This is a genomic window from Micromonospora sp. NPDC049301 (assembly GCF_040678715.1).
GTDB lineage: Bacteria > Actinomycetota > Actinomycetes > Mycobacteriales > Micromonosporaceae > Micromonospora.
Genome location: NZ_JBFAQO010000011.1, coordinates 23,248 through 43,136 on the forward strand (window position 1 = coordinate 23,248; position 19,889 = coordinate 43,136).

Genomic DNA, 19,889 nt, shown 5'->3' on the forward strand with positions numbered 1-19,889 from the left:
GGCTCCCGCCCCGGGAAGCAAGCACCGTGACGGACATCTCGGACACCCTGGCCAGCGTGCCCAGCCCGGTCGATCCAGAACCGACCGGCGTCGAGCTGGAACAGACCCTCTTCGAGGTCAAACGCGTGATCGTCGGGCAGGATCGGCTCGTCGAACGCCTGCTCATCGCCCTGGTCGCCAACGGGCACTGCCTCCTCGAGGGCGTCCCCGGCGTGGCCAAGACGCTGGCGGCGCAGACCCTCGCCACCGTGGTCGGCGGCACCTTCTCCCGGATCCAGTTCACCCCGGACCTGGTCCCCTCCGACATCGTCGGCACCCGGATCTACCGGGCCTCCAAGGAGACCTTCGACATCGAGCTGGGCCCGATCATGGCCAACCTGGTGCTGGCCGACGAGATCAACCGGGCGCCGGCGAAGGTCCAGTCGGCGCTGCTGGAGGCGATGGCGGAGCGGCAGGTCTCCATCGGCGGACGCAGCTGGCCGGTCCCGACGCCGTTCCTGGTGCTGGCCACCCAGAACCCGATCGAGTCCGAGGGGGTCTACCAACTCCCGGAGGCGCAGCGCGACCGGTTCCTGATGAAGGTGGTGGTGGACTACCCGAGCGACGCCGAGGAGCTGGCGATCCTCTACCGGATGAGCACCGACCGGCCGAGCCCGCGCCAGGTGCTCGACGCGCAACGGCTGCGGGACCTCCAGATCCACGCCGAGCGGGTCTTCGTCCACCACGCGTTGGCGGAGTACGTGGTCCGGCTCATCCTCGCCACCCGCGACCCGGGCCGGTTCGGGCTGGCCGAGATGGCCCCGCTGCTGGCGTACGGTGCCAGCCCGCGGGCCACCCTCGGCCTGGTCGCGGCGGCCCGGGCCCGGGCGCTGCTGCGCGGGCGGGAGTACGTGCTGCCCGAGGACGTCCGGGAGCTGGCGGTGGACGTCCTCGCCCACCGGCTGGTGCTCTCCTTCGACGCGGTGGCCGACGGGGTCTCGGCCGAGGGTGTGGTGCGCCGGCTGGTGGAGGCGGTGCCACCGCCCCGGCTGGCCGACGGGCACCCGCAGCAGGCCCCCGACCTGGCGGCGGCATGAGGCGCGTGGTCGCCGCGCCGGCCGACCCCGGCCTCGCCGAGCTGGCTCCGGACCAGCGGCTGCGCCGCCTGGAGCTGACCGTCACCCGCCGCCTGAACGGCCTGTTGCACGGTCAGTACCGTGGCCTGCTGCCCGGGCCGGGCAGCGAGCCCGCCGGCAGTCGCGAGTACCGGCCGGGCGAGGACGAGGTCCGCCGGATGGACTGGGCGGTGACCGCCCGGACCGCCGTGCCGCACGTCCGGCAGGTCGACGCCGACCGGGAACTGACCACCTGGCTGCTGGTCGACGCCAGCGCCAGCATGGAGTTCGGCACCGCCGAGCTGGACAAGCGGGAGCTGGCGGTGGCCGCGGTCGCCGCGATCGGCTTCCTGACCGCCGGGGTCGGCAACCGGCTCGGGGCCCAGGTGCTGCGCGCCGACGGGGTCCGCCGCTTCCCGGCCCGCAGTGGGCGTACCCATCTGCTCGGGCTGCTCCGCGCTCTGCTGGCGGCTCCGCGTGCCACCGCGCCCGGCGACCGGTCCGGGCCGTCGACCGGGGTGTCGGTGCCGGCCGGGCCGCCGGAGCTGGCGGAAGGGCTCGACGCCCTGCACCGGGTCGCCAACCGGCGCGGGCTCGTCGTGGTGGTCTCCGACTTCCTCGACGGCCTACCCGACGACCCCGACGAGCCGCCCCCCTGGGAGCGGACCCTGCGCCGGCTGGCCGCCCGGCACCAGGTGCTGGCCATCGAGGTGACCGACCCGCGGGAGCTGGAGCTGCCGGACGTCGGCCTGATCACGCTGGTCGACCCGGAGACCGGTCGCCGGCGCGAGGTGTGCACATCGGACCGCCGGCTGCGGGAGCGGTACGCCGAGGCCGCCGCCGCCCAGCGGGACCAGGTCCACCAGGCGCTGCGGCGCAGTGCGGCCACCCACCTGGCGCTGCGCACCGACCGGGACTGGAGCGCGGACATCGTCCGGCACGTGCACGCTCAACGCCGGATGGCCGCCGCGCCGGCCGGAGTCGCCCGGGGAGGTGCCGCGTGATCTGGCAGTCGCCGCTGCGACTCTGGCTGCTGCTGGGCGTGCTCGCGCTGGTCGTGGCGTACCTGGTGATGCAGCGTCGGCGCAGCCGGTACGCGGTCCGCTTCACCAACCTGCGACTGCTGGACCGGGTGGCGCCGGAGCGCCCGGCGTGGCGTCGGCACGTCCCGGCCGGGCTGTTCCTGGCCATGCTGGCGCTGCTCGTGGTCGGCTTCGCCCGGCCCACCGCCGAGGTGCGGGTGCCCCGGGAACGCGCCACCGTGATGGTGGCGGTGGACGTGTCCACCTCGATGCTCGCCACCGACGTGGACCCGGACCGGCTGACCGCGGCCAAGCAGGCGGCGCGGCGCTTCGTCGAGGGTCTGCCCGACGAGTTCAACGTCGGTCTGGTCGCGTTCGCCGGCAGCGCGGCCGTGCTGGTGCCTCCCGGCACCGACCGGGAGGCCCTGGAAGAGGGCATCGGTCGGCTCGCTGAGGGGGTGACCGGCGTGCAGGGCACCGCGATCGGCGAGGCCATCAACACCTCGCTCGGCGCGGTCAAGGGCCTGGACAACCAGGCCGCCACCGAGACCCCGCCGGCCCGGATCATCCTGCTCTCCGACGGGGCGAACACGTCCGGGATGGACCCGATGGAGGCGGCCGCGGACGCGGTCGCGGCGGAGGTGCCGGTGCACGCCATCTCCTTCGGCACCCCGTCCGGGTTCGTGGACCGGGGCGGGCGGCCGATCCAGGTGCCGGTCGACGGGCAGACCCTCAAGGCGGTCGCCGAGGAGACCGGCGGGATGTTCCACGAGGCCAGCACCACCGAGGAGTTGCGCGCGGTCTACGACGACATCGGCAGCTCGGTCGGCTACCGCACCGAGCGGCAGGACGTCTCGGCCCGGTTCATCGGCCTCGGACTGGTCTTCGCGATGGGCGCCGCCGCCGGCTCGATGCGCTGGTTCTCCCGGCTGCCCTGACCCGCCGCGCGCAACCGAGTACGACCGTGAGGAGTACGCATGGCAGTGCAGACCGGACTGGGCGAACCGCGCGGTCCCTGGTTCATCTCGCCGGAACTCGACCCGGACGGGCGCGGGTGGTGGGACGCACCCGGCGGCGGGCGGGAGCCCGGAGGACGGCGACCGGGCCGGCTGCTCGCCGCGCTGGCGGTGGTGGCGCTCTCGGCCGTCTCGGGTGCGGTGGCCGGTGGCGTGGTGGCGAGCCGGGACGGCGCTCCCGGCGAGGCCGCGGCGTCCGCCGCCCCGGTGCCGGCGGAGCTGGTCACCGCCGCCGAGCGGACCGTGCCCGGAGTGGTGTCGGTGCTCGCCGGCGGCACGACCGGCTCGTCCGCGACCGGCTCGGGCTTCGCCATCGACGACCAGCAGCACCTGATCACCAACGACCACATCCTGGCGAAGGGTGGCGGCGGGCCGGTGACTGTGGAGCTGCCCGATGGCCGCCGGTTCGCCGCCGAGGTGGTCGGCCGGGAGCCGCGCAGCGACCTGGCCGTGCTGAAGGTGCCCGCGTCGGCCGGGCTCGCCCCGTTGCCGCTGGCCAAGCCGGGTGCCACCCGGGTCGGTGAGCCGGTCCTCGCGGTGGGCTCGCCGCTCGGCCTGGCCGGGACGGTCACCGCGGGGATCGTCAGCGCCTTGGACCGGCAGGTGCGGTTGGGCAACAACCGGCACAGCGCGGTGCAGACCGACGCGTCGATCAATCCCGGCAACTCGGGCGGGCCGTTGGTCAACGCCCGTGGCGAGGTGGTCGGGGTGAACACCGCGATCGCCACCATCGACGGAAACGGATCGATCGGCATCGGCTTCGCCATCCCGATCGAGCAGGTGCAGCAGACCGCCGACACGATCATCGGCAAGGGCGGCTGAGCTGCTCGTACAGCCTGGCGACGGCCCGTGGGATCGCCGCCACTGTCGGATATCCGGCCCGTGAGCATCGGGCCATGGAAATATTACGCTCGGTATGGATACTGGCGGAGGTGGAGCGTCCTCTTATCGCGGTCCTCCTGCTGGTGGGCCTGGTCATCGGATGTGCAGTGGGGTCGGCGTACGCCCGCGCGCGGCGCGGGTGGAGCGACTACCAGACCATCAAGAAATCGGTGCCGGGTGCCCGGCGCAGTGCGTGGCTGCTGATCCGGGCCGTCGCCACCAAGGCCGGGGTGATCGCGCTGCTGCTGTTCGGCGCCGCGGCGTACGCGGCGGTCGGCTCGGACGACGAGACTGCCGGCCCGGCTCCCAGTCCGTCCACGACGCAGAGTGAACGACCGCACCGGTGACCCTGGGAGCGCCGGTGCGGGTTAGCCTCGGGGCGTGGACGACGGACTGCGGGTGACCGACCGGTGGGTCGTCCCCGCCGGGGAGCTGCGGGAGCGCTTCTCCCGCTCGTCCGGGCCGGGTGGGCAGGGCGTGAACACCGCCGACTCCCGGGTCGAGCTGAGCTACGACCTGGCCAACTCGCCGGCCGTGCCCGAGTCGGTCCGGTCCCGGGCGCTGGCGCGGCTCGCCAACCGCCTGGTGGACGGGGTGCTGACGGTCGCCGCCAGCGAGCACCGCGCGCAGTTGGCCAACCGGGAGGCGGCCCGCGAGCGAATGGTCGCGCTGCTGCGGGAGGCCGCGGCGCCGCCGCCACCGCCCCGCCGGGCGACCCGCCCGTCCCGGGGGGCCAAGGAGCGCCGGCTGGCCGAGAAGAAGCGCCAGTCCCAGCGCAAACGCGACCGCCGCGTCGACGGCGAGTAGTACTTCACCTGCGGAAGGGTCGGGGTCTCTGCGGCTATCGGATGACAGAATCTGGAATCTGTCAGTCAAAGGAGGCTCGCCACGCTCTCCGAGGGTGCGGTCGCCAACCACCTGGAGATCCTCGCCGGTCAGCTCAGCCTGATCGTCGCGGACGGCGTGGCGGCCGGCGAGTTCAGCGTGCCCGACCCGGCGGTGGCCGGCCGGGCGCTGTTGCAGGCCACCGCCCGGTTCCACCACCCGGCGCACCGCAGCGAGTGGAGTGAGCCGGGCATCGACGACGACATGGCAGCGGTGGTCGCGCTGCTCATCGACGGCCTGCGTACCCGCCCGGCGAGCTGAGCCGGACGCTGCCGGATCAGGCCGGAACGGCGGCGAGCAGCCGGTCGCGCAGCACGGCGGCCCGGTCGGCGAAGCCGCGCTGCGCGGCGGCGTACTCCGCCCGGCCCTCCGGGGTCTCCACCCGGACCGGTGGATGACCGAGCGCCGCCAGGTCGTACGGGGAGGCCCGCATGTCGAGGGTGCGGATCTCCCGGGCCAGCTCGAAGCAGTCCGCGACGAGTTCCGAGGGCACCAGCGGCGACAGCTTGTACGCCCACTTGTAAAGGTCCATGTTGGCGTGCAGGCAGCCCGGCTGCTCGTGCGCGTGCTGGGTCTCCCGTGTCGGGGTGAGCACGTTCAACGGGCGGGCCGGCGGCGTGAAGAACCGGAACGCGTCGAAGTGGCTGCACCGCACGCCCCGCTCCTCGACGACCGCGGCGGTCCGCTCCGGGTCCAGCCGCAACGGCCAGGCGTTGTGCCGCAGCTCCTCGCGGGTCTGCCGGTAGACCATCGCCCACTCGTGCATCCCGAAGCAGCCGAAGTGCGGCGTCCGCCCGGCGGTGGCCGCCAGCAACGAGCGGATCCAGTCGATCGAGTCGCCGCGCCGCGCGCGTACGGCAGCGGTGTCGAGGGTGACCCCGGCGCTGCTGGCGCGGTAGTCCCGGCCGAAATCGGCCGGCTCCGCGCCGAGCAGCTCGACTCCGGCGCCGGGGTGCCAGCGACGCAGCTGGGCCGGGCGGTGCGAGTAGTAGGTGAACAGGAAGTCGGCCACCGGGTGCCGCTCGCCGTGGCGCCGGCGGGCCAGGTGCGGGGTCAGCCAGGCGTCCACCCGCTCCTCGTGGGCCCGGCGGCGGGCCTGCCACGCCGCCACGTCGAGCACGGCGGGGGCGAGGGCGGCGGTCACGGACCCCAGGGTACGACCGCCGCCCGCCCACCGGTCAGGGCACGTCCACCCGTACGCCGGCGGAGAAGATCCCGCTGCGCAGCTCCAGCTGCCGGGGCGGGTCCCGCCCGTCGACTGTGAAGACCAGCGGGAGCACCACCCGGCTGCCCGCGGCAACCGGATCGGCGAAGACGTCCCGACCCAGGTTGGCCGCCTGCGTGGCCGGCTCGTCCGTGCTCACCCAGCGCCCGCCGGGCAGGTAGGCCCGTTGCATCTGGCCGTGCCAGGGCTGCTGATCGCCGGTGACGTTGCGCACACCGACGGTGGCCTGGCAGCGCCGACCGGCGGCCGGAGCCGTACCACCACCGTCGGCCGGCTGGGCGGCAGCGGCGGCACCGCAGGAAATCCGGTACACGGTGAACTCGAACGCCGACTCGCGCAGCGGCACGCCCAGCGGGCCGGTGACCGAGGTGCCCATCCACGCGCCGCTGGTCGGCTGCTTCTGGGTGTCGATCGCCGCGACCCGGCGTGTCGCCGTCCAGCCCGCCGTGCCGATGACGGCGGCCAGCACGACCACCGCAGCACCGACCAGCAACCAGACCGGCGGGGTACGCCGACGCCGTGCGGGGCTCGGGGCCGACGGGCGCGGGTAGACGGTTCCGCGTCCGTCGTCGGGCGTCCCGCTGGAGGCCAGGGCCGCGGCCCTCACCCGCCGCCCACGCCACCGGCGCCACACCCAGAACACGCCGGCGCAGAGCAGCAGCAGGACGGCCAGCCCGGCCAGCAGCACCGGGATCCGCTGCCAGGGCGGCGCCTCGGTGACCTTGGGCGCGGGTGTCGCCGCCGCCTGCCAGGTGGCGGTGGCGCAGTCGTACGGCCGGCTGCCGTCGCTGGTGAACGCGCAGGCCGGCGCGGTCATCGGTTGGCCCGGCGCGGTCGCCGTGAGCGCCGTGCCCAGCGTGGTGGCGCTGTGCGCGGGCAGCTTCAGCCGCCAGGTCACCTCGGCGGCGGACCCGCCGACGGGAGTGGCCCGGCCACCGGCGCTGATCGCCGTGGCCGAGGCGCCCGGTGGCAGCTCCTGGCGCACGGTGGTGTCGACCGGCGAGTTGCCCCTGTTACGGACGTGGATCCGGTATCGCGGCGCGGGGCTGCTCTCCGGCGCGACCGCCACCGTGACGGGCGGCGGGAGTGTCGTCGCCGGTTTCCGCGAGGGTGGTGCCATCGCCGGCGGCGCCGACGGTGGGGTGGGCGCCGCGACGGGCGCCCGGGCGGCCACCGCCACCGGTGGCGGCGTGCCGGTCACCGGTGGCGTCGTCGCCGCCGGGCCGGGCGTGGCCGCCGCTGGTCGTGGCGTGGCCGCCGTTGGTTGTGGCGTGACGGCCGGTGGTCGTGGCGCGGCCGCCGCCTCCGGAGCCGCCGGCGGCAGGGCCGGCACGGCGGCGAGGATGCCGAGGCAGTGCACGAGCACTGCGAGGGCTCTGTGGTGTCGTGTCGATGCAGGCATACGAACGAACCTCCGGAGCCGACGCTAGGGGCGCGCCGCCTCCGTGCGGGTACGAAGTCGGGAAGCCGGCCCCGCCCGTCGCCGCCTCGGGTAGGGTGCCCCGCCGTGACGGCTTGAGCACACCGGCAGCCAGTCCTGGCCGGTAAACCGGTCGGCGGGGCTAGATTGGCCAGGTGCGTATCGCTCGTTTCGCTCATGCCAAGGGAATGTCGTTCGGGGTCGTCGAGGGCGAGCCGGAGGCCGGGCCGCAGGGCCTGACCATCGCCGAGATCGAAGGCCACCCGTTCGGCCAGCTCTCCTTCAGTGGGGCTCGCTGGGCCCTCTCCGACGTCCGGCTGCTCTCGCCGATCCTGCCCAGCAAGGTGGTCTGCGTGGGTCGCAACTACGCCGACCACGCCGCCGAGCACGGCACCGAGGTGCCCAAGGAACCGTTGCTCTTCCTCAAGCCGTCGACCTCCGTGATCGGTCCTCGGGACGCGATCCGGCTGCCGATCTTCTCCAAGCAGGTGGAGCACGAGGCCGAGCTGGCCGTCGTGATCGGCGCGCCGGGGGCACGCCGCGCCGACCGCGCCGCCGCCGAACGCGCCATCTTCGGCTACACCTGCGCCAACGACGTCACCGCCCGGGATCTCCAGCGTTCCGACGGGCAGTGGACCCGGGCCAAGGGCTTCGACTCGTTCTGCCCGATCGGTCCGTGGATCACCACCGGGCTGGACGTCTCCGACCTGGAGATCCGGTGTGAGGTCGGCCGTAACCCCGACGAGATGGAGGTACGCCAGCTCGGCCGGACGAAGGACATGGTCTTCGACGTGCCCGGCCTGGTGTCGTACATCTCGCACGTGATGACGCTGCTGCCCGGCGACGTGGTGCTCACCGGCACGCCGGCAGGGGTTAGCCCCCTCGTCGAGGGGGATACGGTCACCGTGCGGATCGAGGGCATCGGCGAGCTGAGCAACCCGGTGGTTCCCGTCGCCTGATCCGTCCGATGCCCCTGTTTCCGCAGCTCACGGGCGGTTCGGGGGGATCGGATTTGGCCTGCCGGCACCGGGAGGGTAATGTTCACTCCCGGCGCCGCAAGGGGCCAATGGGGTATGGGGTAATTGGCAGCCCGACTGATTCTGGTTCAGTTAGTCTAGGTTCGAGTCCTGGTACCCCAGCGCAGCTGGGATTCGCGAGAATCCCGGACGCTGGATTCTGACGGAGTTCGACTCCGCCCCTCGGGGGCGGAGAGTGGTCTCCGGTAGAGTGCAGCTCCTCCGCCCGCGAGGGTGGGGGAGCAGAAGTGGTTCTGGCCCCGTCGTCTAGCGGCCCAGGACGCCGCCCTCTCAAGGCGGTAGCGCCGGTTCGAATCCGGTCGGGGCTACATCGGCACACAGCCCGTCTCACCTGGTGAGGCGGGCTGTTTCGTGTCCGCCCACTGTCCCGCCGACGCGGTCGTGAGGCCCTGCACCCCGTGCTCGCCCCCGCGTGCGGTGCCGCTAGACTACAGCCGCACCGCTCGCGAGAGCGGTGAAGCAGGAAAGTTCTGGCCCCGTCGTCTAGTGGCCCAGGACGCCGCCCTCTCAAGGCGGTAGCGCCGGTTCGAATCCGGTCGGGGCTACAAACCAAAGGCCCGTCTCGCCCCGCGAGACGGGCCTTTCCCGTTCCGTCGGACTGCCTCGGTGATCATGAAGTTAGCGTCGCCGGCACCGGCGTTTCGCGCCGCTAACTTCATGATCACCGCAGTGGGGTGAGGCGGGGCGGGGTGGGGTGGGGTGGGTTAGAGGCCGGAGAGGCGTTGGCCGGCTCGCACCACGGCCATGGCGTGGCGTTCGCCGGGGCGGCGGCCGAGGCGCTCGATGGGGCCGGAGATGCTGACGGCGGCGATGACCCGACCCGTGCGGTCCCGGATCGGGGCGGAGACGCTCGCCACACCCGCCTCCCGCTCGGCGACGCTCTGCGCCCAGCCGCGGCGGCGTACCTCGGCCAGGGTGCGGCCGGTGAACTTGCTGCGCGGCAGCAGCGGCATCACCGCCTCCGGCGGCTCCCAGGCGAGCAGGATCTGGGCCGCGGAACCGGCCGTCATCGGCAGCACCGAGCCCACCGGAACGGTGTCGCGCAGGCCGCTGGCGCGCTCCGCCGCCGCCACGCAGATCCGCTCGTCCGCGCGGCGCAGGTACAGCTGTGCGCTTTCGCCGGTGGCGTCGCGCAGGGCGGCCAGCAGCGGCTCGGCGGCGGTCAGCAGGACGTCCGGGGCGGCGTTGGCCAGCTCGCCCAGCCGGGGGCCGGGGCGCCAGCGGCCCTGTGTGTCCCGGACCAGCATCCGATGGATCTCCAGTGCCTGTGCCAGCCGGTGCGCGGTGGCCCGGGGCAGCTTCGTGCGCTCAACGAGTTCGGCCAGGCTGGCGCCGTCGACGCAGGCGGCCAGGATGACCACCGCCTTGTCGAGAACGCCGACACCGCTCATACTGTGTCCCACAAGCCGAAACTTACCTCCCAGAATTTAGGATGTCCAGATGGTGGGAGTCACTCCTGAGCCGAGGACCCTGGCCGAGAAGGTCTGGGACGCGCACGTCGTACGGTCCGCCGCTGGTGAGCCGGACCTGCTCTTCATCGACCTGCACCTGCTGCACGAGGTGACCAGCCCGCAGGCGTTCGACGGGCTGCGGCTCGCCGGGCGCCGGGTGCGCCGTACCGACCTGACGCTCGCGACCGAGGACCACAACACCCCGACCGGGTACGCCGACCCGGCGTTCCGGTCCCGCCGTGGTGACCTGCTCACCATCGCGGACCCCACGTCGCGCACCCAGATCGAGACGCTGCGCCGCAACTGCGCCGAGTTCGGCGTGCGGCTGCACCCGCTCGGCGACGACAACCAGGGCATCGTGCACGTGATCGGTCCGCAGCTCGGGCTCACCCAGCCCGGCATGACGATCGTCTGCGGCGACTCGCACACGGCCACCCACGGCGCGTTCGGCGCGCTCGCCTTCGGCATCGGCACCAGCGAGGTGGAGCACGTGCTGGCCACCCAGACGCTGCCGCAGAGCCGGCCGAAGACCATGGCCGTGAACGTCACCGGCCGGCTCGCCCCCGGGGTCACCGCCAAGGACCTGGTGCTCGCGCTGATCGCCCAGGTCGGCACCGGCGGTGGTCGCGGGCACATCGTCGAGTACCGCGGCGAGGCCATCCGTGCCCTCTCGATGGAGGGGCGGATGACCATCGCCAACATGTCGATCGAGTGGGGCGCCAAGGCCGGCATGATCGCGCCGGACGAGACCACCTTCGCCTACCTGAAGGGTCGGCCGAACGCGCCGCAGGGCACCGACTGGGACGCGGCCGTGGCGTGGTGGCGGACGCTGCCCACCGACGACGGCGCGCGCTTCGACGCCGAGGTGACCCTGGACGCCAGCCAGATCACGCCGTTCGTCACCTGGGGCACCAACCCCGGGCAGGGCGCGCCGCTGAGCGCGCCCGTGCCGGACCCGGAGGAGTTCGCCACCGACTCCGAGCGTGCCGCGGCCCGCCGCGCGCTGGAGTACATGGACCTGCGCCCCGGCACCCCGCTGCGGCAGCTGCCCATCGACGTGGTCTTCGTGGGTTCCTGTACCAACGGCCGGCTGGAGGACCTGCGGGCCGCCGCCGACGTGCTGCGCGGCCACACGGTCGCCGACGGGGTCCGGATGCTCGTGGTGCCCGGCTCCGCCGCCGTGCGGGAGGCCGCCGAGGCCGAGGGGCTGGACAAGGTCTTCGCCGACGCCGGCGCCGAGTGGCGGTTCGCCGGCTGCTCGATGTGCCTGGGCATGAACCCCGACACGCTGAAGCCGGGCGAGCGCTCGGCCTCCACCTCCAACCGCAACTTCGAGGGCCGTCAGGGCCGGGGCGGTCGCACTCACCTGGTCTCCCCGCCGGTCGCCGCCGCCACCGCCGTCCTCGGGCGGCTGGCCGCCCCCGCCGACCTGTAGAAGGGACCGAGGAGATGGACAAGTTCACCACCCACACCGGCACCGCCGTGCCGCTGCGGCGCTCCAACGTGGACACCGATCAGATCATCCCGGCCGTGTACCTCAAGCGGGTGACTCGGACCGGCTTCGCCGACGGGCTGTTCAGCGCCTGGCGGGAAGATCCGGCATTCGTGCTCAACGATCAATCGTATTCCGGGGCGTCGATCGTCATCGCCGGTCCGGAGTTCGGCACGGGTTCCTCCCGTGAGCACGCCGTCTGGGCGCTGCGGGACTGGGGCTTTCGCGCAGTCGTGGCCCCGCGCTTCGGCGACATCTTCCGCGGCAACGCACTCAAGGAGGGCCTGCTGCCGGTCGAGTTGGAATTGAAAGCCGTCGAAGAATTGTGGGACCTCGTGGAGGCCGACCCGACCACCCCGGTGACCGTCGACCTGACCGCCCGCCAGCTCCGGGCGGGGGACGCCAGCTGGTCGTTTCCGCTGGACGACTTCAGCAGGTGGCGGTTGCTGGAGGGCCTGGACGACATTGGACTCACCCTCCGGCACGCCGCCGAGATCGACGCGTACGAGGCGGGTCGGCTGTCGTTCCTGCCCTCCGTGGCATAGCCGTACGCCCGACCGCACAGCGGATTCCGCCCCCACCGGTCCAACCGGTGGGGGCGAATCCGTTACGACACAAGGGCTTTTTTCTACCGAATGTTTGTGTCCCGGCAGCACAGGGCATACCGTGCGCGCAGAATGGCTCGCGTCGAGTCAGTTGCACAATCGGGAGGAAGTCGTGAACAAGGCCGAGCTCATCGAGGCGCTCGCCGTTCGCCTGGGGGACCGGAAAACGGCGACGGCCGCGCTCGACGCGGTCCTCACTGAGGTCCAGGCAGCGGTTACCAAGGGCGAGAAGGTGGCGATCACCGGATTCGGAGCCTTCGAAAAGCGTGTGCGTGGCGCGCGAACAGCGCGCAACCCGCGTACCGGCGAGGCGGTGAAGGTCAAGAAGACATCTGTCCCCACCTTCCGCCCCGGCGCCGGGTTCAAGGAGATGGTGGCCAGCGGCAAGGTGCCGAAGGCCACGGTGGCGGCGAAGAAGACCGCCACCACCACGGCCAAGGCCACCGGCACCAAGGCCACCACGGCCAAGGCGGCCAGTAAGAAGACCGCCCCGGCCAAGGCGAGCAAGACCGCGACGGCGACCAAGGCGGCCACCAAGAAGACCGCCCCGGCCAAGGCGGGCAAGAGCACCACGGCCACCAAGACGGCCGCCAGCAAGAAGACCGCCCCGGCGAAGAAGAGCGCCGCGGCGACCAGGTCCACCGCGGCGAAGAAGACCACCGCGGCGGCGAGCAGGAGCACGGCGGCCAAGAAGACGGCGGCCAAGAAGGCCCCGGCGAAGAAGGCCCCGGCCAAGAAGGCGGCCAGCAAGCGCTGACCGACCCGCACGAAAGGGCGTCCACCCGTGGGGTGGGCGCCCTTTCGGCGTAGTCCGCCCCGTTGACCGGGCCGCCCGGCACGCGCAGAATCCCCGTGCCGGCCCCCTCCGCCGGCCCGCCGACGGGAAGAGGCGCCGGTGCGCTACCGCCAGCTCACCACCGGATCGCTCGCGCTGGGCGTCATCCTGCTCATCGACGTGCTGCGGGTCTGGCTGCCCGGCATCATCACCATCTTCGGTCAGGCCGCGTCCACTCCGGCCGAGCTGATGGGCGCGTTCGCGCTCGGCTGGTTCGTGCTCGCGCTGGCCGCACCGGCGCTGGTCCGCCGGGTGGGTGCCCGCCCGGTCACCGTCGCCGCCGCCGTTGTGCTGGCTGCCGCCCGGCTCGCGCTCACCGCCGCTCCGGGCGGGCGTACGCAGCTCTGGCTGGCCACCGCCGGGCTGCTGGCCGGGCTGGTCTGGCTGGTCGGCGTCGCCACCGACACCGACCGGCCGGTGCCCGGGCTGGCGCTGGGGCTGGCGGCCAACGCGGCCGTCCACGCGGTGCTGGACACGTACGACCTGGTCTGGCGGGGTGACCGGGTGGCCTGGCTGCTCAGCGCCGTCGCGGTGGCGCTGTTCCTGCTCGGCGTGGCCCTGTGGGCCCGGCCGGCGCCGTGGGCGCTACCGGCGCTACCTGTCGGGCCCGGTGGCGCCCGCGCCTGGCTGCTGGCCGGGCCGGCGCTGCTGCTGGCCGGAATGGTGGCGCTCGCACCGGCCGTGGCCGGGACCGGCACCTCGTACCTCGTCGCCGGGGGCGGCGTGGCCAGCTCGCCGCTGTTCGGGCTCGCCCCGGTGCCGGTGGCGGTCGCCGGATTCCTGCTGGCCGCGCTGACCGGCCCACTCCGGCGGTGGGGCCGGCCGCTCGGGCCGGTCACGTTGCTGGCCGGTGCGCTGCTCTTCGCCCTCGACCGGGGCGACCTGCTGCTCCCCGCCGTCCTGCTCACCGCCGTGGGTCTCGGCGCCTGCCTCGCCCTCGCCGACAACACCGACAACGCCGGCGGCGCCGACAGCGCCGACAGCGCCGACACTGCCGCGCGTGCGGCGGGCCGGCGGGGGTACGCGGTCGCCGCCGGCATGCTCGTCTTCGCGCTGGGCGCGGTGGGTTACTACTCCGCCTACGACCTCGGCTACCCCAACGCCGCGGTGCCGGTGGTGGTCGCCGCGCTGGTCGCCGCCGTGGCCCTCGCCGCCCGTCCGGTCGGCCGCCCAGCCCCGGCGCCGTTGCCGCCGCTGCGGACCACCGCCGCGATCACCGCTCTTGCCCTGCTGGCGCCGCTGCTCGCCGACGGGGTGCCGGTGGCCGGCAACCGGGACGGTCCGCCGGAGCGGCTGACCGTGGTGGCGTACAACATCCGGATGGGCTTCGGGCTGGACGGCCGGTTCGACCTGGCCGGGCTGGCCGCCATCATCGACCGGCAGCGGCCGGACGTGGTGCTGCTCAGCGAGGTGGACCGGGGCTGGCTGCTCAACGGCGGCCACGACACGCTGGACCTGCTGTCCGACCGGCTCGGCATGCCGTACGTCTTCGCGCCGGCCGCCGACCCCGTTTGGGGCGACGCGGTGCTCAGCCGGTGGCCGGTGAGCGATCCACGGACGCTGCCGTTGCCCGTCGTCGGGGCGCCCACCGGTGCGCAGGCCCTCGCCGTCACCCTGGACCTCGGCGACGGTGTCCGCACCGCCGTGGTCAGCACCCACCTGCAACCGCCGCCCGGTCGGGGCCCGGTGGTCCAGGCCCGCGCGGTCGCCGACTTCGCCACCGGGTACGCGGCCGGCCGGCCGCTGGTGGTGGCGGGCGACCTGAACACGGAGCCCGGTGACGAGGCGTTCGGGCAGTTCGTGGCGGCCGGTCTGGTCGACGCGCTGGCGGCCGCCCGACCGCTGGTGACCAGCCCCGCCGACGATCCGCGCGAACAGATCGACCACGTCCTCGTCTCGCCCGGCCTGACACCCGGCGGCGCGGTCGCCCCACGCGGCACGGCCAGCGATCATTTGCCGGTGGCGGTCACCCTCACCCTTCCGCCCCGCCGACCCCGCGCCTGATCCACTCCGGATCAGCGATATCGGGGTCTCCAGGCCAACGGGACACTCCGACAGCGCCGATAACGTGTGGATCACGAGGGCGACGGTCGCACGCAGGCGGGCGACGGCTGCAGCCGGTCGGCGGCGAGCAGCCGGTCGGCGGTGAAGGCGAGCAGCCAGCCGCCGCCCTTCGGCGTCGTGAAGTCCTCGTCGGCGCGGCCGGTCAGCTGTTCCAACGCGCCCGGCAGCACCTTGCCCTGGCTGCACACCGCCACCTGCCCACCGGCGCTGGCCAGCTCCAGCAGCCGGGCGGCGGTGGCGAGGACCCGCTCGTCGATCTGCTGGCCGGGCTGCGGCTCGTCCAGGTCGCCGCAGATCTCGATCGGCAGGTCGAGCAGCGCGGCAGCCGGGTCCAGCGTCTGCACACAGCGGCGCGGCGAGGCCGACACCAGACGGGCCGGCCGGACCACGGCCACCAACCCGGCCAGCGCGTGGGCCTGCGCCCATCCCTCGGCGTCCAGCGGCCGGCCGGTGTCCGGGCCGGTCCAGGTGGCCCGCTTGCCCGCGTGAGCGTGCCGCACCAGCGCGACCGTCCCGGTCACCGGTGGCAGCGCCGCGAACGCGGCCAGCACCTCGGCGTCGTGCGGGTAGCTGACCAGCCGGATCGCGTCGTCCACGCCGAGCCAGCGCACGTCGTCCACCTCGGTGCCGGGCTGGAAACCGCCAGCGCCCACCGCGAGCATCGACCAGTAGTCGACCAGCTTCGGCTGGCCCTCGCTGCGGTAGCGCACCGACGGCAGCCGCACCTGCGGCACGCCCTGCACGTCGGACTCCTCGGCCACCTCGCGTACCGCCGCGAGCAGCGGGTGCTCGCCGGGCTCCAACTTGCCCTTCGGCAGCGTCCAGTCCCCGTAGCGCGGACGGTGCACCAGGCAGACCTGCACGCCGTCGTCGGACTGGCGCCAGGCCACCCCGCCGGCCGCCCGGATGCCGGTCACGGCAGCCATCGCGTCCGCCGTCGCCGGGTGGCCCGGTGCCAGGCGGCGGGGAAGCGGGCCCGCATCCGGCGTACCGTCTCGCGCTCCCGCTCGGCCAGCCGACCGGCGGTGACCGCCAGCTCGTGGTCGTCCGGTCGTTCGGCGGCCAGCGCCAGCCAGGTGTCCGCGGCGACGGCGGCGTCCTGGTGCTCGCCGAGCACATCCTGCACCCGCGCCAACGCCCGGGAGAGTCGGCGCGCACCCTTGCCGAGCGCGGGGGTCACCGCGTTGACCGCGTACCGGGCCTGCTTGCCCTCCTTGCGCACGGCGTGCCAGAGGTCGTCCGGCGCCAGCGGGTCGAGGGCGTGGACGCCGTCCGGCCCGGTCAGCTGTCGCCAGGGGCGCACCACCAGCCGGGGCAGCGCACGCTTCGCCGGGGCGGCCGCCCGGCGGGTGAGCCGGGGGCCACGGGAGGTCAGCACCAGGGCGTCCACCATGGCCAGGTAACGGGCGGAGCGCAGCGCCTCGTGGATCGCGGCGAGCGCCTGCCGCTGCCGCCCGGCGAGCGCCTCGTCCAGCCGCTCCACCGCCGCCGGGTCGAGTGGGCTGAGCGGATCGGCGGACGCGGTGCGCCGCAGCCGGTCGCGCAGCACCTCGGCGTCGCGGGCCGCGCCGAGCACTCCGGCCAGCCAGCGCAGTTCCGCGCGCAGCGGGCGCGACCAGCTCCTGCGGACCAGCGGCGCGAAGGTGCGCAGGTCGCTGCGGAGGCGCCGGCAGGCCACGCGCATCTGGTGGACGGCGCTGCGGCCACCGTCGCTGGGGGTGTTCAGCCGGACCAGCGGGTCATACGCCAGCAGCCGGCGTACCTCCTTGCGGATCGCCTCAGTGACCACGTCACCGGCGCTCGGATCGGCCGGCAGCCCGGCCGGCGCGACCAGGTCCGGCTCGGCCTGCGCCGCCGCGCCCAGCGCCCGCACGTGCTTCGGGGTGAACGCCCCGTCCCGCGCGCCGGCCTCCCGCAGCACCGCGCCGATCCGGTCCAGCAGCTTCCGGTCGCCGGCCTTGAGCTCCACCTCCAGCTCACGGAAGGTGCCGGTGGTGGCGCCGGCGTCGTCGAGCACCGTCACCCGGTCGTCCACCACCTCGGCGAGCACCCGGCCCGCCGCGTCGCACACCTCGTGGGCGTGCCGGACGGTGCGCACCACCGTCACCGGCGCCAGCGGTGCACCCCGGTGCAGGACGGTGACCAGCTCCACCAGCTCCGGTGGCGGCTGCCCGACCGGCCCCGGGCGGGAGATCTCGTGCCGGACGCCGGGTGTCGACGTCGGCAGCTTCACCGTCCAGGGCAGCTCGTCGCCCCGGCGGTGGCGCAGCGAGGCACCGGCCCGGGCGAGCCGCAGGTCGACCGTGTCGATGTAGCGGGCGACCAACGTCACCGGCGGCAGCGCGCGGACCCGGCCGCCGGCCGGGGAGGTGGCGGACAGGTCCGGAAGCACGAAGGTGTCGTCCACCTCGTGCTTCCGCTCCTCCTCCACCATCAGGTCAGCCTATGCCGCCACCGGTCAGCCGGCGGTGCCACCGACGCGGTGCAGCAGCAGTTCCTGGAGATGCTGCCGGGCCGCCTCGTCGCCGCCGGTACGCCGGCTCCAGCAGCCGTCACCGGCCAGCTCGAACGCGTCAACGTCCGGGCTCATCGCCAGGTTCAGCACGTGGTCCAGCTCGGCTCGGGCCACCGGGTCGCTCACCTGCACCAGCGCCTCCACCCGCCGGTCCAGGTTGCGGTGCATCAGGTCCGCCGAGCCCATCCAGAACTCGGCGTTGCCGTTGTTGCCGAACCGGAAGATCCGGGAGTGCTCCAGGAACCGGCCGAGGATCGAGCGGACCCGGATGTTCTCCGACAGCCCCGGCACCCCCGGGCGCAGCGTGCACATGCCGCGGATGAGCAGGTCGACGTGCACGCCGGCCTGGGAGGCCCGGTACAGCGCGTCGGTCACGCCCTCGTCCACCAGGGAATTCACCTTGAACTGCACCAGGCCGGGCATGCCCAGCCGGACGTGCGAGATCTCCCGCTCGATCCGCTCGATGAGACCGCTGCGGATGCCCTGCGGGGCGACCAGCAGTCGCCGGTACGCGGTCTGCCGGCTGTAGCCGGTGAGCACGTTGAACAGGTCGGTGAGGTCGGCGCCGATCTCCGGGTCGGCGGTGAGCATGCCGAAGTCCTCGTACAGCCGGGCGGTCTTCGGGTGGTAGTTGCCGGTGCCGATGTGGCAGTAGCGGCGGATCTGGTTGCCCTCCTGCCGGACCACCAGCGCGGTCTTGCAGTGCGTCTTCAGCCCGACCAGGCCGTACACGACGTGGCACCCGGCCCGTTCCAGGGTGCGGGCCCAACCGATGTTGGCCACCTCGTCGAAGCGGGCCTTCACCTCCACCAGCACCACCACCTGCTTGCCGGCGGCGGCCGCGTCGACCAACGCGTCGACGATCGGAGAGTCGCCGCTGGTGCGGTAGAGGGTCTGCTTGATGGCCAGCACGTTCGGGTCGGCGGCGGCCTGCTCGATGAAGCGCTGCACGCTGGTGGCGAACGAGTGGTACGGGTGGTGCACCATGATGTCCCCGTCGCGCAGGGTGGCGAAGACGCTGCGCGGCACCTCACCCTCGGCGAGCCGGGGGTGGGTGGCCGGCACGAACGGCGGGTCCTTGAGGTCCGGCCGGTCCGCCTCGCCGTAGACCTGCCACAGCGCGGAGAGGTCCAGCAGCCCGGGCACCCGCAGCACGTCCTGGTCGTCCATGTCCAGTTCCCGGACGAGCAGGTCCAGCATGTGATCGGAGATCGACGCGGCCACCTCCAGCCGGACCGGTGGACCGAACCGGCGCCGGGCCAGCTCCCGTTCCAGGGCCTGGAGCAGGTCCTCGTCGCGGTCCTCGTCGACCTCCACCTCGGCGTTACGGGTGACCCGGAAGAGGTGGCACTCGACCACCTTCATGCCGCTGAACAGCTGCCCCAGGTGCACCGAGATCAGGTCCTCCACCGGCACCATCCGTACGCCCGGCTGGTCCCGGTCCACCCGGACGAAGCGGGGAACGTTGTTGGGCACCTTCACGCGGGCGAACAGCTCCGTGCCGCCGTCCGGGTCACGGACCGCCACCGCCAGGTTGAGCGACCGCCCGGAGATGTACGGGAACGGGTGCGCCGGGTCCACCGCGAGCGGGGTCAGCACCGGGAAGATGGCTTCCCGGAAGTAGGTGCGCAGCCGCTCCCGCTCGGCGTCGCCCAGGTCGCCCCAGCGCAGGATGCGGATGCCCTCGTCGGCGAGCTTGGGCAGCACGTCGTCGACGAAGCACGCGGCGTGCCGGGCGACCAGCTCGGCGGTCCGCTCGGCGATCAGCTCCAGTTGCGTACGCAGGGGCAGCCGGTCGCCACCGCGTACCGGGAGGCCGGCGGAGAGGCGGCGCTTCAGGCCCGCGATCCGCACCATGTAGAACTCGTCCAGGTTGCTGGCGAAGATGGCCAGGAACTTGGCCCGTTCCAACAGCGGAGTGCGCTGGTCCTCGGCGAGCGTGAGGACCCGGGCGTTGAAGTCGAGCCAGGACAGCTCCCGGTTGAGGAACCGGTCCTCCGGCAGCGGCGCGGCGGCCGGCGGTTCGTCCAGCTCGCCGCCTGCCGGCCGTTCCTCCGGAAGGGTCGGCCGCGCCTGACCGGCTGCCGGGATCTCCGTCTCGGTGGGCCGGGCGGCGGGGTCGAGGACCTCGTCCAGCCCGGAGGAGGCCGCGGCCGGGTTGGTGTCGGGCGCGTCGGCGCGGGCCGCGCCGGCCCGCTCGGCGCGGACGGGGCGGGATCGGCCGCCGGCACCGCGGGTGCGGGTGCCGTTGCGGGGGACGACCGGGTCGGTGGCGGGTGGGCTGGCCGGGTGCTCGCGAGGGGTGCTCACCCGCTCATAATCACCCGATTCCGGTTAACGCAAAAT

The 19,889-nt window shown here is 73.8% G+C and carries 18 protein-coding genes and 3 tRNA genes; 15 read left to right on the plus strand and 6 right to left on the minus strand.

The genetic code is table 11. The annotated features are described in order from the left end of the window. Positions 1-26 precede the first annotated feature (26 nt). From AB0K07_RS26630 to AB0K07_RS26660, 7 genes are all read left to right on the plus strand, one after another. A complete protein-coding gene (locus AB0K07_RS26630) occupies positions 27-1,076 on the plus strand; it encodes a MoxR family ATPase (protein WP_363758899.1) in 1,050 nt (349 codons plus the stop codon). After that, the gene (locus AB0K07_RS26635; RefSeq protein ID WP_363758902.1) at positions 1,073-2,098 is read left to right on the plus strand and encodes a DUF58 domain-containing protein; all 1,026 of its coding nucleotides are present in this window, start codon (positions 1,073-1,075) and stop codon (positions 2,096-2,098) included. The genes AB0K07_RS26630 and AB0K07_RS26635 overlap by 4 nt, the downstream gene beginning before the upstream one ends. Further along, positions 2,095-3,054, plus strand: coding sequence for a VWA domain-containing protein (locus AB0K07_RS26640; protein WP_363758905.1), 960 nt, complete (start codon positions 2,095-2,097; stop codon positions 3,052-3,054). The genes AB0K07_RS26635 and AB0K07_RS26640 overlap by 4 nt, the downstream gene beginning before the upstream one ends. A gap of 39 nt (positions 3,055-3,093) precedes the next feature. After that, a complete protein-coding gene (locus AB0K07_RS26645; RefSeq protein ID WP_363758908.1) occupies positions 3,094-3,954 on the plus strand; it encodes a trypsin-like peptidase domain-containing protein in 861 nt (286 codons plus the stop codon). 110 nt (positions 3,955-4,064) lie between these two features. Next, on the plus strand, positions 4,065-4,361 hold the full coding sequence (locus AB0K07_RS26650; protein ID WP_363758911.1) for a hypothetical protein: 297 nt from the start codon (positions 4,065-4,067) through the stop codon (positions 4,359-4,361). Between the two features lie 34 nt (positions 4,362-4,395). Then, entirely contained in the window at positions 4,396-4,821 is a 426-nt protein-coding gene (gene arfB, locus AB0K07_RS26655) for an alternative ribosome rescue aminoacyl-tRNA hydrolase ArfB (protein ID WP_363758914.1), read from the plus strand. A gap of 51 nt (positions 4,822-4,872) precedes the next feature. Beyond that, positions 4,873-5,160 (plus strand): hypothetical protein, encoded by a 288-nt coding sequence (locus AB0K07_RS26660; RefSeq protein WP_363759170.1) that lies wholly within the window; start codon positions 4,873-4,875, stop codon positions 5,158-5,160. 16 nt (positions 5,161-5,176) lie between these two features. Here the strand turns inward: AB0K07_RS26660 and AB0K07_RS26665 are convergent, their stop codons facing one another. Further along, the gene (locus AB0K07_RS26665) at positions 5,177-6,043 is read right to left on the minus strand and encodes a 3-methyladenine DNA glycosylase (RefSeq protein WP_363758917.1); all 867 of its coding nucleotides are present in this window, start codon (positions 6,041-6,043) and stop codon (positions 5,177-5,179) included. 34 nt (positions 6,044-6,077) lie between these two features. Then, complete coding sequence (locus AB0K07_RS26670) at positions 6,078-7,526, minus strand: hypothetical protein (protein ID WP_363758920.1); 1,449 nt, start codon at positions 7,524-7,526, stop codon at positions 6,078-6,080. Positions 7,527-7,699: 173 nt separating this feature from the next. Between AB0K07_RS26670 and AB0K07_RS26675 the strand changes: the two genes are divergently transcribed. The 4 genes from AB0K07_RS26675 (at position 7,700) to AB0K07_RS26690 (ending at position 9,126) form a co-directional block, all read left to right on the plus strand. Beyond that, positions 7,700-8,503: a fumarylacetoacetate hydrolase family protein gene (locus AB0K07_RS26675; protein WP_363758923.1), complete on the plus strand. Its 804-nt coding sequence runs from the start codon at positions 7,700-7,702 to the stop codon at positions 8,501-8,503. Positions 8,504-8,611: 108 nt separating this feature from the next. Beyond that, positions 8,612-8,683: transfer RNA gene (locus AB0K07_RS26680), tRNA-Gln, on the plus strand. Positions 8,684-8,816: 133 nt separating this feature from the next. Then, positions 8,817-8,889: transfer RNA gene (locus AB0K07_RS26685), tRNA-Glu, on the plus strand. Between the two features lie 164 nt (positions 8,890-9,053). Then, positions 9,054-9,126, plus strand: a tRNA-Glu gene (locus AB0K07_RS26690). A gap of 159 nt (positions 9,127-9,285) precedes the next feature. Here AB0K07_RS26690 and AB0K07_RS26695 read toward each other — a convergent pair. Beyond that, positions 9,286-9,972, minus strand: coding sequence for an IclR family transcriptional regulator (locus AB0K07_RS26695; protein WP_036374687.1), 687 nt, complete (start codon positions 9,970-9,972; stop codon positions 9,286-9,288). Positions 9,973-10,021: 49 nt separating this feature from the next. Here AB0K07_RS26695 and leuC point away from each other — a divergent pair, with 49 nt between their 5' ends. From leuC to AB0K07_RS26715, 4 genes are all read left to right on the plus strand, one after another. Beyond that, positions 10,022-11,467 carry a 3-isopropylmalate dehydratase large subunit gene (gene leuC, locus AB0K07_RS26700; protein ID WP_363758927.1) on the plus strand — a complete coding sequence of 482 codons (1,446 nt, stop codon included), beginning with the start codon at positions 10,022-10,024 and terminating at the stop codon, positions 11,465-11,467. A gap of 14 nt (positions 11,468-11,481) precedes the next feature. Continuing rightward, complete coding sequence (gene leuD, locus AB0K07_RS26705) at positions 11,482-12,069, plus strand: 3-isopropylmalate dehydratase small subunit (RefSeq protein ID WP_363758930.1); 588 nt, start codon at positions 11,482-11,484, stop codon at positions 12,067-12,069. 172 nt (positions 12,070-12,241) lie between these two features. Further along, positions 12,242-12,886: an HU family DNA-binding protein gene (locus AB0K07_RS26710; RefSeq protein WP_363758933.1), complete on the plus strand. Its 645-nt coding sequence runs from the start codon at positions 12,242-12,244 to the stop codon at positions 12,884-12,886. Positions 12,887-13,024: 138 nt separating this feature from the next. Further along, positions 13,025-14,968, plus strand: a complete 1,944-nt coding sequence (locus AB0K07_RS26715) for an endonuclease/exonuclease/phosphatase family protein (RefSeq protein WP_363758936.1) — start codon at positions 13,025-13,027, stop codon at positions 14,966-14,968. A 71-nt stretch (positions 14,969-15,039) separates the two neighbouring features. On the opposite strand, the gene AB0K07_RS26720 is transcribed toward AB0K07_RS26715, so the two are convergent. The 3 genes from AB0K07_RS26720 to AB0K07_RS26730 are packed head-to-tail and all read right to left on the minus strand — an operon-like array spanning position 15,040 to position 19,853. Beyond that, positions 15,040-15,954 (minus strand): NUDIX hydrolase, encoded by a 915-nt coding sequence (locus AB0K07_RS26720; RefSeq protein ID WP_363758939.1) that lies wholly within the window; start codon positions 15,952-15,954, stop codon positions 15,040-15,042. Then, a complete protein-coding gene (locus AB0K07_RS26725; RefSeq protein ID WP_363758941.1) occupies positions 15,942-17,462 on the minus strand; it encodes a CYTH and CHAD domain-containing protein in 1,521 nt (506 codons plus the stop codon). Before AB0K07_RS26725 ends, AB0K07_RS26720 begins: the two co-directional genes overlap by 13 nt. Positions 17,463-17,486: 24 nt before the next feature. After that, positions 17,487-19,853 (minus strand): RNA degradosome polyphosphate kinase, encoded by a 2,367-nt coding sequence (locus AB0K07_RS26730; RefSeq protein WP_363758944.1) that lies wholly within the window; start codon positions 19,851-19,853, stop codon positions 17,487-17,489. Positions 19,854-19,889 lie beyond the last annotated feature (36 nt).